At 68.0% G+C, this 13,197-nt stretch carries 15 protein-coding genes; 3 read left to right on the plus strand and 12 right to left on the minus strand.

All coding sequences use genetic code 11. The features are described 5' to 3' along the window. Window positions 1-69: 69 nt before the first annotated feature. The 10 genes from bpln_RS12675 to bpln_RS12720 all read right to left on the minus strand — a co-directional run bounded on the left by bpln_RS12675 (window position 70) and on the right by bpln_RS12720 (window position 9,177). Window positions 70-843, minus strand: coding sequence for an MBL fold metallo-hydrolase (locus bpln_RS12675; RefSeq protein ID WP_042625453.1), 774 nt, complete (start codon window positions 841-843; stop codon window positions 70-72). A 4-nt stretch (window positions 844-847) separates the two neighbouring features. Then, the gene (gene bamC, locus bpln_RS12680; RefSeq protein WP_055138981.1) at window positions 848-1,993 is read right to left on the minus strand and encodes an outer membrane protein assembly factor BamC; all 1,146 of its coding nucleotides are present in this window, start codon (window positions 1,991-1,993) and stop codon (window positions 848-850) included. A gap of 102 nt (window positions 1,994-2,095) precedes the next feature. Next, window positions 2,096-2,998, minus strand: a complete 903-nt coding sequence (gene dapA / locus bpln_RS12685; RefSeq protein ID WP_042625455.1) for a 4-hydroxy-tetrahydrodipicolinate synthase — start codon at window positions 2,996-2,998, stop codon at window positions 2,096-2,098. Window positions 2,999-3,042: 44 nt separating this feature from the next. Beyond that, the gene (locus bpln_RS12690) at window positions 3,043-3,654 is read right to left on the minus strand and encodes a class I SAM-dependent methyltransferase (protein ID WP_148654015.1); all 612 of its coding nucleotides are present in this window, start codon (window positions 3,652-3,654) and stop codon (window positions 3,043-3,045) included. A 17-nt stretch (window positions 3,655-3,671) separates the two neighbouring features. Further along, the gene (locus bpln_RS12695) at window positions 3,672-4,874 is read right to left on the minus strand and encodes a tryptophan--tRNA ligase (RefSeq protein WP_042625457.1); all 1,203 of its coding nucleotides are present in this window, start codon (window positions 4,872-4,874) and stop codon (window positions 3,672-3,674) included. A 9-nt stretch (window positions 4,875-4,883) separates the two neighbouring features. Beyond that, window positions 4,884-5,546: a site-2 protease family protein gene (locus bpln_RS12700; RefSeq protein ID WP_042625458.1), complete on the minus strand. Its 663-nt coding sequence runs from the start codon at window positions 5,544-5,546 to the stop codon at window positions 4,884-4,886. 94 nt (window positions 5,547-5,640) lie between these two features. Further along, the gene (locus bpln_RS12705; protein ID WP_042625459.1) at window positions 5,641-6,276 is read right to left on the minus strand and encodes an L-threonylcarbamoyladenylate synthase; all 636 of its coding nucleotides are present in this window, start codon (window positions 6,274-6,276) and stop codon (window positions 5,641-5,643) included. A gap of 86 nt (window positions 6,277-6,362) precedes the next feature. Next, a complete protein-coding gene (locus tag bpln_RS12710) occupies window positions 6,363-7,193 on the minus strand; it encodes a 3',5'-nucleoside bisphosphate phosphatase (RefSeq protein ID WP_055139525.1) in 831 nt (276 codons plus the stop codon). Window positions 7,194-7,284: 91 nt separating this feature from the next. Next, complete coding sequence (locus tag bpln_RS12715) at window positions 7,285-8,181, minus strand: alpha/beta fold hydrolase (RefSeq protein WP_055139526.1); 897 nt, start codon at window positions 8,179-8,181, stop codon at window positions 7,285-7,287. Between the two features lie 138 nt (window positions 8,182-8,319). Continuing rightward, window positions 8,320-9,177 (minus strand): ferritin-like domain-containing protein, encoded by an 858-nt coding sequence (locus bpln_RS12720; protein ID WP_055138982.1) that lies wholly within the window; start codon window positions 9,175-9,177, stop codon window positions 8,320-8,322. A gap of 181 nt (window positions 9,178-9,358) precedes the next feature. On the opposite strand from bpln_RS12720, the gene bpln_RS12725 reads away from it, so the two are divergent. From bpln_RS12725 to bpln_RS12735, 3 genes are all read left to right on the plus strand, one after another. Further along, complete coding sequence (locus bpln_RS12725) at window positions 9,359-9,883, plus strand: gamma carbonic anhydrase family protein (RefSeq protein ID WP_042625461.1); 525 nt, start codon at window positions 9,359-9,361, stop codon at window positions 9,881-9,883. Window positions 9,884-9,921: 38 nt separating this feature from the next. Further along, window positions 9,922-10,872: an Hsp33 family molecular chaperone HslO gene (gene hslO, locus bpln_RS12730; protein WP_042625462.1), complete on the plus strand. Its 951-nt coding sequence runs from the start codon at window positions 9,922-9,924 to the stop codon at window positions 10,870-10,872. 79 nt (window positions 10,873-10,951) lie between these two features. Beyond that, window positions 10,952-11,290 carry a hypothetical protein gene (locus tag bpln_RS12735; RefSeq protein ID WP_162487026.1) on the plus strand — a complete coding sequence of 113 codons (339 nt, stop codon included), beginning with the start codon at window positions 10,952-10,954 and terminating at the stop codon, window positions 11,288-11,290. A 94-nt stretch (window positions 11,291-11,384) separates the two neighbouring features. Here the strand turns inward: bpln_RS12735 and ftsB are convergent, their stop codons facing one another. Beyond that, on the minus strand, window positions 11,385-11,804 hold the full coding sequence (ftsB, locus tag bpln_RS12740) for a cell division protein FtsB (RefSeq protein WP_042625463.1): 420 nt from the start codon (window positions 11,802-11,804) through the stop codon (window positions 11,385-11,387). Between the two features lie 82 nt (window positions 11,805-11,886). Further along, window positions 11,887-13,170, minus strand: a complete 1,284-nt coding sequence (gene eno, locus bpln_RS12745) for a phosphopyruvate hydratase (RefSeq protein WP_042625464.1) — start codon at window positions 13,168-13,170, stop codon at window positions 11,887-11,889. Window positions 13,171-13,197 lie beyond the last annotated feature (27 nt).

Below are 13,197 nucleotides of genomic sequence, written 5' to 3' on the forward strand. Positions count from 1 at the left end.
TTTTCATTCAGACGTTTTGAAGTTTTGAAGTTTTGAAGCGGGAACGCGGCACGGCCGCAGGCGGGCCGATCAGAGGCTCAGCCAGCCGAAGCCGTCGTCCTGCGAGGCCACCGTGACGTCGCCTGGCGCGCCGCCCAGCGCCGCCGCCAGGGCCGCCTGCGCGAGCTCGGGCAGATTGTTCTGCTGGCTCAGGTGCGCGGCCACCAGGTGCCGCAGGCGAGCCCGGTCGAGCGAGGCGAGGATCGCGGCCGCGGCGTCATTGCTAAGGTGTCCGTGCGAACCGCCGATGCGCGCCTTCAGCGAGGCCGGATAACGGCTGCCGGCCAGCATCGCGACGTCGTGATTGGCCTCCAGCACGAGCGCGTCGCAGCCGCTCAGCACGGTGCACAGATGCGGCGTGGACATGCCCGCGTCGGTCAGCACGCCGAGCCGCGCCGCGCCATCCGAGAACACGAACTGGAGCGGCTCGCGCGCGTCGTGCGGCACCGTATACGGATGAATTTCCAGATCGCCGATCGGCGTCGTTTCGTCGCCCCACATCACGTGCAGGTCGACGTCGGCCGCATCAGCGCCCACCGCACGCGCGGTGCCCCAGCTCATGAACAACGGGAGTCCGAAACGTCGGGCCAGCGTCAGCGCGCTGCCGATGTGATCGCTGTGCTCATGCGTGATCAGGATCGCGTCGAGTTCGTCGGAGGCGAGCCCGACGCGCGTCAGGCGCCGGTCGATTTCCTTGGCGGAGAAACCGCAGTCGAGCAGCACGCGCGTGGTCGTGGTGCCCGACGTGGCCTCGACGACGAGCGCGTTGCCCTCGCTGCCGCTGCCGAGGCTCGTGAATCTCACGCGCTCAGTTCAGTTGCGCGTGCAGCAGCTTGATGATGCGCTGCGCATCGGCCGAATTGTCGACCTGGCCGTTCTCGTCCACCACGGCGACCTGCGTTTGCGCGTCGCCGTTGGCGCGCACGCTGACGAAGAACTCCTTGCCCGGCTTGGCCGCGCTCGGGCCGCCGAAGAACAGCTTGCCGAACACGCCTTCGCGCTTCAGTTCCTCGGCCGAATTCGCGTAGCGGACCATGTAGACGCCCTTGGCGCGGTCGCGGTTGTCGACGGCGAAGTTGGTGCGGTCGAGCGCGAGGCCCACGCGCAGCCAGGCCCGCTCGAACGATTCGGCCAGATCGAGCGTGGTCGCGCCGGAGCTCGTATCGACCACCTTCGCCGGCGCCGTGGCCGGGCGCGCGTCGGTCAGCAGTTGCTTGGCCTGCGCGTCGGTCAGCCCGAACTTCTCCATCAGCTTGGCGAGGAACACGGCCTCGAGCACCGGATTGCGCGGCCGCTCGACCCAGCGCGAGGCATCACCGCCCTGCGGCCCGGTCAGCACTTCCTCCATCGCGCTGTGCGTGATCGAGATGTCGGTCGAGCCGTCCGATGCGCGCGTGACGAGCGTGCGGAAGCTGTCGCGCGTGCCCGACGAATACGCGAAATCGATCACGCGGCCGATCGTGCGGCGGAACCAGTCGTCGGGGATGTTCGCGCGGTTCTCGGCCCAGTCGGTCGCCATGATGCCCGTCTGCGGCGCGTCGGTCTTCAGTGCGAAGCCGTTGTCGGCCCAGAAGTCCTTCAGCTGCGGCCAGAGCTGCTCCGGCGTGCGGCCGTCGACGACGAGCCAGCGGCGGTCGCCGTCACGCTCGACGTGCATGCCGAACGGATCCTGCGCACTCGGCTGCCCTTCCGTCGCGTTGCCGGCCGCGGTGACCGCGCGCTGCGGCAGCGAGCCGAGACCGGCGTTGGTCGGCGGCGCGATGTAGGACGGGTTGACCGGCACCGAGGTCAGATCCTTCGGCACCTCCAGCGGCGGCGCCGAGCCGGTCGCCTTGTAGTTGACCCGGTCCGGCGCGAGGTAGTCGTTCAGCGTATCGCAGCCGGCCAGCGCGCCGAGCGCGAGCACCATCACGGACGCCTGGAGGGCGCGAGAGGAAAAGGCGAAATGTTTCATGAAATCCTTCGTCTTGCTAAAGGCATGTGACGCGCGATGCCGGCGGGCCGGACAGGAGTCGGAGTGGATCGAAAGTCCGGGCGGCGCGGCCGCCCGGATCGGTTAAACGATGCCGGCTTCGCGCAGCGCACCGCGCACGACATCGTGATAGCGCTCGTCGAGCGGCGTCAGCGGCAGGCGGATGCCGCCGCGGATCTTGCCCATTTCCTGCAGCGCCCACTTCACCGGAATCGGGTTCGCCTCGGCGAACAGGTGCCTGTGCAGCGACAGCAGCTTCAGATGGATCTCGCGGGCCGTTTTCGCGTCGGCGGCGATCGCCGCGCGGCACAGCTCGCTCATCGCGCGCGGCGCGACATTGGCCGTGACCGAGATGTTGCCGTGGCCGCCCAGCAGCATCAGCGCGATCGCGGTCGGATCGTCGCCGCTGTAGATGCCGAAGCCGGCCGGCGCCGCCTTGATCAGTTGCGCGGCACGATCGATGTTGCCGGTCGCGTCCTTCACGCCGACGATGCCCGGCACCTCGGCGAGGCGCAGGATCGTCTCGTTGGCCATGTCGGCCACGGTACGGCCCGGCACGTTGTAGAGGATGACCGGCAGGTCGACCGCCTCGGCGATCGCCTGGAAGTGGCGGAACATGCCTTCCTGCGTCGGCTTGTTGTAATACGGCACGACCTGCAGCGTGGCGTCGGCGCCGACCGACTTCGCGTGGCGCGCCAGCTCGATCGCTTCCGAGGTCGAATTGCCGCCCGCGCCCGCGATGATCGGGATCCGCCTGGCCGTGTGCTCCACCGCCGTCTTGATCGTCAGCACGTGCTCGTCGACCGACAGCGTCGCCGATTCGCCGCTCGTGCCCACCACGACGAGCCCGTTGGTCCCCTCCTCGATGTGCCAGTCGATCAGCTTGCGAAAGGCCGGCAGATCGAGGCTGCCGTCTTCGAGCATCGGGGTCACGATCGCGGGAATGCTGCCGCGGAATTGAATACCGTCTTGAGTGCCGTTAGCCATGAAACGCAATGAAAGTAAACTCAATAAACGTCGATTGTAGCGGATTACCCGAGCAGTCCGTAACGCGGAAATCCCGCCCCTTGTTGCGCGGCGTGCTCCCGCACCGCGCAGATTCGTTGCACGAACGCCGGCCGCGGACGATCGACGTAACCGTCCTCGAACGCGATCGTGCGCAACTCGCCGCGCACCGCGTCGATCAGTTCGCCGGGTGTGAGCAGGAACGCCGGGTTGGACGGTTTGCCGAGCGTTTCGTTGCCGCGCGCGAAGGTTTCGTAGAGCAGCACGCCGCCCGGCGCGACCGCTTCGACGAGCCGCGGCAGCAGCGGGCGATGCAGGTAGTTCGTGACCACTACGGCGGAAAACCGCACCCCGGCCGGCAGCGGCCACGGCGCGCCTTCGAGGTCGGCCGCGTGGGCCTCGACACCGTCGAGCGCGGCCAGCGTCGCGAGTGCGGCCGGATCGCGATCGAGCGCCCGCACCGGATGGCCGCGCGAGGCGAACCAGCGCGCATGCCGGCCCTGGCCGGCTGCGACGTCGAGCACCGCGCCGCCCGGCGCGACCAGATGCGACCACGCGGCGATCCAGCGCGACGGCGCGGCTGCGGCGTCAGCCACGGCCTGCGAAGCCGCGGTGTCGCCGGGAACGGACATCGTCATCGGAACGTCCCGCCCGCTCAGTTGTAGGACAGGCCCATCGCGTCGCGCACGTCGCGCATCGTTTCGACCGCGTGCTTGCGTGCCTTGTCGCAGCCGTCGGCCACGATCGCGCGCAGCAGCGACGGATCGTCCATGTATTTCTGCGCGCGTTCGAGCATCGGCTGCTGTTCGCGCAGGATGCCTTCGACGACGGGCTGCTTGCAGTCGAGGCAGCCGATGCCGGCCGACTTGCAGCCCTGCGTCACCCACTCGCGCGTGGTGTCGTCCGAGTAGACGAGGTGGAACTGCCAGACCGGGCACTTCTCGGGGTCACCCGGATCGGTGCGGCGCACGCGGGCCGGATCGGTCGGCATGGTGCGGACCTTCTTCGTGATGGTCTCGGCGTCCTCGCGCAGCCCGATCGTGTTGCCGTAGGACTTCGACATCTTGCCGCCGTCGAGCCCCGGCATCCGCGACGCCTCGGTCAGCAGCGCCTGCGGCTCGACCAGGATGATCTTGCGCGCGCCCTCGAGATAGCCGAACAGCCGCTCGCGGTCGCTCATCGACAGGCTCTGCGACTCCTGCAACATCGCGCGCGCCTGTTCGAGCGCCTCGTCGTCGCCCTCCTGCTGATACGCGTTGCGCAGTTCGTGATAGAGCTTGGCGCGCTTGCCGCCGAGCTTCTTCGCAGCCTCGAGCGCCTTCTCCTCGAAGCCCTTCTCGCGGCCGTACAGGTAGTTGAAGCGGCGCGCGATCTCGCGCGTCATCTCGACGTGCGGCACCTGATCCTCGCCGACCGGCACCAGCGAGCCGCGATAGAGCAGGATGTCGGCCGCCATCAGCACCGGATAACCGAGGAAACCGTAGGTGGACAGATCCTTGTCGCGCAGCTTCTCGATCTGCTCCTTGTAGGTCGGCACGCGTTCGAGCCAGCCGAGCGGCGTGCTCATGCCGAGCAGCAACGCCAGTTCGGCGTGCTCCGGCACCTTGCTCTGGATGAACAGCGTGGCCTGGGTCGGGTCGATGCCGGACGCGATCCAGTCGATCAGCACTTCCCAGACGTTCTTCTCGATCACCTCGGGCGTTTCATAGTGCGTGGTCAGCGCATGCCAGTCGACCACGCAGAAGAAGCACGGATACTCGGACTGCAGCTTCGCCCAGTTCTTCAACACACCGTGGTAATGGCCGAGGTGGAGCGACCCGGTGGGACGCATGCCGGAAAAGATACGATCGGGGAACATGATTATGTTTTAGAAGAAAAGCGAAGCAAGGGGATTCAGGATGGCCGCCAGCGCGGTTTGGCCAAGGTCGACCAGCGGACGCAGCCAGATCTTCGTCAGCAGGCCCGTCGAGACGAGGATCAGCACGATGAAGAAGCCGTAGGGCTCGAGCTTCGAGAGCGCGATCGACTGGCGCGGCGGCAGCAGCGCCGCGAGCACGCGCCCGCCGTCGAGCGGCGGCAGCGGAAACAGGTTCAGCGCGGCAAGCACGAGATTGGTGCCGATGCCGGCCGCGGCCATCCGCGTGAAAAACGGTTCGTCGATCTGCGTGACCGCGAGGCCGACGGCCACGAAACCCCACAGCAGTGCCTGCACCAGATTGCAGGCGGGGCCGGCGGCCGCCACCAGCAGGCTGCCCCAGCGCGGGTTGCGCAGGTTGCGGAACGCCACCGGCACCGGTTTCGCGTAGCCGAACAGGAACGCGCCGCTCGTCAGGAAATACAGCACCAGCGGCATCGCGATCGTGCCGATCGGATCGATGTGGCGCATCGGATTGAAGGACACGCGGCCGAGCGCGTAGGCGGTGTTGTCGCCGAGCAGGCGCGCGGCATAGCCGTGCGCGGCCTCATGCAGCGTGATCGCGAAGATCACGGGCAATGCGTAGACGGCAATCGTCTGAATCAGGTTGTCCATAGCGCGGTATTGTAACAAGCAGGAAAAGTCGAACGCCGAAACGCGGACACCGAAATACCGGGGCTCGCGTTACGGCGTGTGAGAAGGCGCGCGCTCAGGCGTCCGCGCTAAGTCCGAACGGCTCGAGCGGGCCGCGCCCGGCTCGCACCAGCACCGGCTCGGTGCCCGTCAGGTCGACGATCGTGGACGGCTCGCGCGGGCACGCGCCGCCGTCGATCACGAGATCGACCTGTTTCTCGAGGCGTTCGCGAATCTCCTCGGGATCGTTGAGCGGATCGGTATCGGGCGGCAGGATCAGCGTGGTGCCGAGCAGCGGCTCGCCGAGCGCCTCCAGCACCGCCAGCGTGATGGCGTGATCCGGCACGCGCAGCCCGATCGTCTTGCGCGACGGATGCGAGAGCCGGCGCGGCACCTCCTTGGTGGCCTGCAGCACGAACACATAGGGGCCGGGCGTGACCGACTTGATCAGCCGGTACTGGTGGTTGTCGACCATCGCGAAATTCGCGAGCTCGGACAGGTCGCGCACCAGCAGCGACAGCAGTTGTTTGTCGTCGAGGCCTCGGATGCGGCGCACGCGTTCGACGGCCGCGCGGTCATCGAGCTGGCAGGCGAGCGCGTAGCTCGAATCGGTCGGCATGGCGATCACGCCGCCCTGCTTCACGATCTCGACCGCCTGGCGTACCAGCCGCGACTGCGGGTTTTCCGGATGAATCCTGAAGAACTGGGACATGGGGACTTTGCTGAGGAGGAGCGCCGCCCGTGCGCCTCATGCGCCGGGGACGCGCCGCGCTGAACGTGGCGCGGTCTTGGATCGGGTCAGAGCCAGCGCTCCCAGACCGGTGTCAGGTCCGGCGGCAGCGGCGGCAGGCTGCCGAGCTCGACGACACTCTCGCCGGGCGCATGGAAATCGGAACCGCGCGACGCCTCGAAGCCGTAACGCCGCGCCACATCCGCGTATTCCCGGTATTGATCGGGCGTGTGGCTGCCCGTGACGACTTCGATCGCGCGGCCGCCCAGGTCGATGAACTCGCCGAACAGCGCGCCAAACTCGACCGGCGTGTACGGATAGCGGCCCGGGTGCGCGATCACGGCCTCGCCGCCCGCCGCGCGGATCCAGCCGACCGCGTCGGCGAGCGTGGCCCAGCGGTGCGGCACGAAGCCGGGCTTGCCGTCGCCGAGATAGCGCGCGAACACCTCCGAGGTCGAGGCCGCGTAACCGGCCTCGACGAGGAACCGCGCGAAATGGGTACGGGAAATCAGGTCCGGATTCGATACGTGGCGCAGCGCGCCCTCATAGGCGCCGGGAATGCCGATCGCCGCGAGCTGCTCGGCAATCTCCTTCGCGCGCCCGGCGCGGCCGTTGCGAGTCTGGTAGAGGCCGTCGACGAGCGCCGGATTGAGCGGATCGATATTCAGGCCGACCACATGCACGGTCCGCGAGGCCCAGGTCACCGACACCTCGACGCCGCTCAGATAACGCATGCCGAGCGCCTGGGCCGCCTCGCGCGCGGCCGCCTGGCCGCCGATCTCGTCGTGATCGGTCAGCGCCCAGAGCGTCACGCCCGCCGCATGGGCGCGCCGGGCAACCTCGGCGGGCGCGAAATGGCCGTCGGAAACGTTGGAATGGCAGTGCAGATCGGCGTTCATGGTCGGTGTCGGGCGCATCCGGTCATTCTACTGCAAGGTCGCGCGATCGCCGCGGCGCCCCGCCGCCGGCTTCTCGTCGGCCGGTCTGGCGTCAGGCGCAGAACGCCTCGATCAGGGCGGCGATCTGCTCCGGCTGGTCGTGGTGGACCATATGGCCGGCATCCTCGACGTGTTTCTCGCGCCAGTCGGGAAACGCGGCGAAGCGTGCCCTGAATTCGTCGAGCGGAATGTCGCCGGCCAGACGCCGCAGCATCGGCGAATCGACGGCTTCGACATGCAGCACGCGCGCGCTCACCTGCGACCAGATAGCCATCACCTCGTCGAGCCGGTACAGCAACGGGCCGATCTGCTTGTGCGCCGGATCGGCGAGCAGATGGTAGCGGCCGTCCGCCTCGCGGCGCGACCAGTGGTGGGCGAGGAACGCGGCGCGCTCCGGCGCGAGCCGCGGATTGGTCTTGATCAGGCGCCCGGCCACCTCGGCGAGCGAGGCATAGCTCATCAGCCGCGGCGGTTCGCGCAGGTCGTCGAGCCAGCCGCGCAGCCTCACCGGCGCGAGCGAGGCCGGCGGCGGCGCGAGCCCGAAGCCCTCCAGATCGACCACGCGGCGCACGCGCTCAGGCCGCGCGCCCGCGTACAGGCACACCACGTTCGCCCCCATGCTGTGGCCCACCAGGTTGGCCTCGCCGGCCGGCGTGTAGTGGTCGATCAACGCGTCGAGATCGCCGAGATAGTCACTGGACCAGTAGTGTCCGCCGCCCTGCGCGGCCACCGGCCAGTCCGACAGCCCGAAGCCGCGCGCGTCCGGAGCGATCACCTGCCAGTCGCCGGCCAGCGCGTCGACCACGAACTGAAACGAGGCCGCCACGTCCATCCAGCCGTGCAGCATGTAGAGCGTCGGGGCATCGGGGCGGCCCCAGCGGCGCACGTGCAGCCGCACGCCGCGCACGGTCACGAATTCGGAAACGGAATCGGATTGGGTTCGGATCATCGCGGCCGCCAAAAAAGAATGATCGTTCGATTATATCGACGACGGCCCGACGATGCGCCCCGGCAGGCACAGGGCGCGCGCGTGTCGAGGCACTTCTCTAGCCGGCGAGGCGCGCCGGCCCGGCGTCGGAGCGCACGCTCACGCCGTGGCCGGTGGCGACGCGTCGCGGTCCTGGGCGACCAGCGCGGCCAGTTCGGTCTCGTCGAAACCGGCGTCGCGGCGCGCGTCGAAGTTGAACGGACCGCGCAGGCGTGGCGCGTGGTATTGCGCGGCAAGCCGCAGGTAGGTTGGATGCGCGTCGAGCCCTGCCTGCGCGCAGAGATGGCGGAACCAGCGGTTGCCGATCGCGACGTGGCCGATCTCGTCGCGCAGGATCACGTCGAGAATCGCCGCGGAGGCGTCGTCGCCCGCCTGCGCGAGCCGCGCGCGGATCGGTGGCGACGCGTCGAGCCCGCGCGCCTCGAGCGTGCGCGGCACGAGCGCCATGCGCGCCAGCACGTCGCCGGCGGTCCGCTCACACATCTCCCAGAGGCCGTCGTGGGCCGGGAAGTCGCCGTAGACGTGGCCGTAGTCGCGCAGGCGCCCGACCAGCAGCAAGTAGTGACAGGCCTCCTCGGCCGCCACCTTGAGCCAGTCCGCGTAGAACGCTTCGGGCATGCCGGCGAAGCGCCAGACCGCGTCGAGCGCGAGGTTGATCGCGTTGAATTCGATATGGGCGAGCGCGTGCAGCAGCGTGGCACGCCCTTCCGGCGAGCGCATCGAGCGGCGCCGCAGCAGGCGCGCCTCGACCAGCTCGGGCCGCGCCGGGCGCCCCGGCAGCGCCGCCGGCGGCTCGAAACGGCGCGCGGCGTCGAGCCGGACGTGCCCGGCGAGCAACGCCGCATGCAGCGCGCGCGCCTGCCCGGCCTTGGCGGCCGGATCGGTTTCCAGCAGCGCGGCCAGCGCGGTGGCGCGGGCACACGAAGCGGGTTCGGACAGGGAATTCGGGTCGGACATGAAAACAGCGCCGGAACAGCGTGCGCGGCCAAACCACGCAAGCATTTACAATGGCGGATCACGGCGTGCGCAACCCGCGCATGACCCCTCGCAACACGGTGGCGGCCCGGCGGCAACCCGGCGCGCCACGCATATTGTACCGGCGCGCAATACCGGCCCGGCCGCGAACCCAGGAGACAACGTGACCATCTACAAGCTCGGCGACGACGCCCCGACCATTCATGAAAGCGTGTTCGTCGCGGATACCGCGGCGATCATCGGCAAGGTCGTGCTCGAGGAGAACGCGAGCGTCTGGTTCGGCGCGACGATCCGCGGCGACAACGAGCCGATCGTGATCGGCCAGGGCAGCAACGTGCAGGAAGGCGCGGTGCTGCACACCGATCCGGGCTGCCCGCTGACGGTCGCGCGCGACGTGACGATCGGCCATCAGGCGATGCTGCACGGCTGCACGATCGGCGAGGGTTCGCTGATCGGAATCCAGGCGGTGGTCTTGAATCGCGCAGTGATCGGCCGCAACTGTCTGGTCGGCGCGGGCGCGGTGGTGACCGAGGGCAAAACCTTTCCGGACAATTCGCTGATTCTGGGGGCGCCCGCCAAGGTGGTTCGCACGCTGACCGACGAGGACATCGCGCGGATGCGCACCAATACGCAAAACTACGCGCAGCGACGCGTGTATTTCAAGGAACAGCTCGTGCGGATCGGCTGATCGCCGCGCCGCCGCTGTCCGACAATCGAGGAACCGAAGTGAGCGACCAGTTACAGAAATTCATGTTCAACACGGCGCCGGTGCGCGGCGAGATCGTCTCGCTGCGCAACACCTGGCAGGAAGTCCTGACGCGCCGTGCCTATCCGGCGCCCGTGCGCAACGTGCTCGGCGAGATGATGGCCGCCTGCGCGCTGCTGTCCGCGAACCTGAAGTTCAACGGCACGCTCATCATGCAGATCTACGGCGACGGTCCGGTGAAGATGCTGGTCGTGCAGTGCGGCTCGGACCTGTCGATCCGCGCCACCGCGAAGCTTTCCGAAGGCGCCGAGCAGACGCTCGGCGACGAGATGCCGTTCGCCGAACTCGTCAACGCGAGCGGCCACGGCCGCTGCGTGATCACGCTCGACCCGGCCGACAAGCAGCCGGGCCAGCAGCCCTACCAGGGCATCGTGCCACTCAGCGACCACGACGGCCCGCTCGAATCGGTCGCGCGCGTGCTCGAACACTACATGCACCACTCGGAGCAGCTCGACACGCGGCTCTGGCTCGCGGCCAACGGCGAGCGCGCGGTCGGCATGCTGCTGCAGAAGCTGCCCGGCGACGGCGGCATCGTGCCGCGCGCCGACGCACCCGACGCCGACACCTGGGAACGCGTCTGCACGCTCGGCAGCACGCTGTCGTCGAAAGAGCTGCTCGAGGTGGAACCGGAGACGGTGTTCCGGCGTCTGTTCTGGCAGGAGAACGTGAGCCACTTCGAGCCGGCCGGCACGCGTTTCCAATGCACCTGCTCGCGCGAGAAGGTCGGCGGGATGCTGCGCATGCTGGGCCGCGAGGAAGTGGACAGCGTGATCGAGGAGCGCGGCCACGTCGAAATCCACTGCGAGTTCTGCAACCAGCGCTACGAGTTCGATCCGGTCGACGTCGAACAGCTGTTCGTGACGCCGGAACTCGGCGCCGGCGTCGCGCCGGCGAGCGAACAGCGCCACTGAGCAGCATGCGGCGCGCGCCGAAGGAGAAGCCAGCATGAAGTCCAAGATCCGCTTTGTCCGCCATGGCGCCGTGCGCGCCATGGGCATGGTCCGGCCGTCGCTGGCCGCCGTCGCGCTCGCCGTGACGCTCGCCGGCTGCGTGGTGCCGCCCACCTCGACGGTGCTGAGCCGGCTGCCCGAGGGCCAGCCCGGCGCGGCGGCCGCGCCGGGCACGGTGCTCACGCCCGCCGAACGCAAGCGCTACGACGCGATCGACAAGCAGGTGCTGCGCGAGCAGAACGAAGCGATCGCGGCCGATGCGCTCGCACGCACCTATTACTACGCGCCCACGCCCGTCTACTACGGTGGTTATTACGGCGGCTGGAATTCGGGCTGGGGCGCCGGCTACGGTTATCCCGGCTGGGGTTGGGGCTGGTGAGGCGCGCGGCCCGGCGGCGCGGGCTTCAGGCATCGATTCACGCATGAAAAACGCGACCCGTGGGTCGCGTTTTTTTGATCCTGCCGGCTGGCGCTCAGTGCGCGGCGCCGTGGCCGTGGTGTCGCTCCGGCTTCGCCCGCGAGACGGGATTCGGCACGACCCGCACCGGCGAGCCGGTGGTATCTCCGTGGTTCGTCAGCGAGGCCGTGGAATTGTCGGCCGGCGTCGCGGACGCAGGCGAATTCGGCGAGACGAACTGCACGAACACCTCGCCGTCCTTGACCATCCCCATTTCGTAGCGCGCGCGCTCCTCGATGGCCGCCGTGCCGTTCTGCAGGTCCTGCACCTCGCCTGCGATCCGCTCGTTGCGCAGCTTCTCGTCGGCGTTCTTCTGCGTCTGGTCCAGCAGCTGCTGGCGCAATTCGTGAACACGCAGCCAGCCGCCATGCCCCCACCACAGTGGGTACTGAATCAACACCAGCAAGGCGATCAGGACGACAGTGACAAGCCGCATTTACAAGCCGCAGATATAAGAAGCGCCGCTTCACGACACACGCGAAGCGGCGACAAGGATGACAAGTCCGGATAGTAGCGCGTTAGCGCAGGTTGTAGAACGCCGACTTGCCCGGGTAGCTGGCGATGTCACCGAGGTCTTCCTCGATGCGCAGCAGCTGGTTGTACTTCGAGATGCGGTCGCTGCGCGACAGCGAGCCGGTCTTGATCTGGCCGGCATTCAGGCCCACGGCGATGTCGGCGATCGTCGAATCTTCCGTTTCGCCCGAGCGGTGCGAGATCACGGCCGTGTAGCCGGCGCGCTTGGCCATCTCGATCGCCGCGAAGGTTTCCGTCAGCGTGCCGATCTGGTTGATCTTGATGAGGATCGAGTTCGCGATGCCCTTCTCGATGCCTTCCTTGAGGATCCGCGTGTTGGTGACGAACAGATCGTCGCCGACCAGTTGCACCTTCTTGCCGAGACGCTCGGTCAGGATCTTCCAGCCGTCCCAGTCGCTTTCGTGCATGCCGTCCTCGATCGAGACGATCGGGAACTTGTCGGCCAGCGCGGCGAGGTAGTCGGCGAATTCGGACGACGACAGTTGCAGGCCCTCGCCCGCGAGCTGGTACTTGCCGTCGTGGTAGAACTCGGAGGCCGCGCAGTCGAGCGCGAGCAGCACATCTTCGCCGGCACGGTAGCCGGCCTTCTCGATCGCCTGCAGGATGGTGGACAGGCACTCGTCGTTGCTGCCGAAGTTCGGCGCGAAACCGCCTTCGTCACCGACCGCCGTGCTCATGCCGCGATCCGACAGGATCTTCTTCAGCGCATGGAACACCTCGGCGCCGCAGCGCAGCGCTTCGCGGAAGCTCGGCTGGCTGACCGGGACGATCATGAATTCCTGGATGTCCAGGCTGTTGTTGGCGTGCGCGCCGCCATTGACGATGTTCATCATCGGCACCGGCAGCTGCATCGCGCCCGACCCGCCGAAGTAGCGATACAGCGGCAGGCCCGCCTCTTCGGCGGCGGCCTTCGCGACGGCCATCGAGACGGCCAGCATCGCGTTCGCGCCGAGACGCGACTTGTTGTCGGTGCCGTCGAGTTCGAGCAGCGTCTTGTCGAGGAATGCCTGTTCCGAGGCGTCGAGGCCCATGATCGCTTCGGAAATTTCCGTATTGATATGCTCGACCGCCTTCAGCACGCCCTTGCCGTTGTAGCGGCCGGCTTCGCCGTCGCGCAGCTCGATCGCTTCGCGCGAACCCGTCGAGGCGCCCGACGGGACCGCCGCGCGGCCCATCGTGCCCGATTCCAGCAGCACGTCGCACTCGACAGTGGGATTACCGCGCGAATCCAGAATCTCGCGGCCGATGATATCTACGATTGCACTCATGATTTCCTCTGAGGATGACGATGGATT

This window comes from Burkholderia plantarii, from assembly GCF_001411805.1.
Lineage (GTDB): Bacteria > Pseudomonadota > Gammaproteobacteria > Burkholderiales > Burkholderiaceae > Burkholderia > Burkholderia plantarii.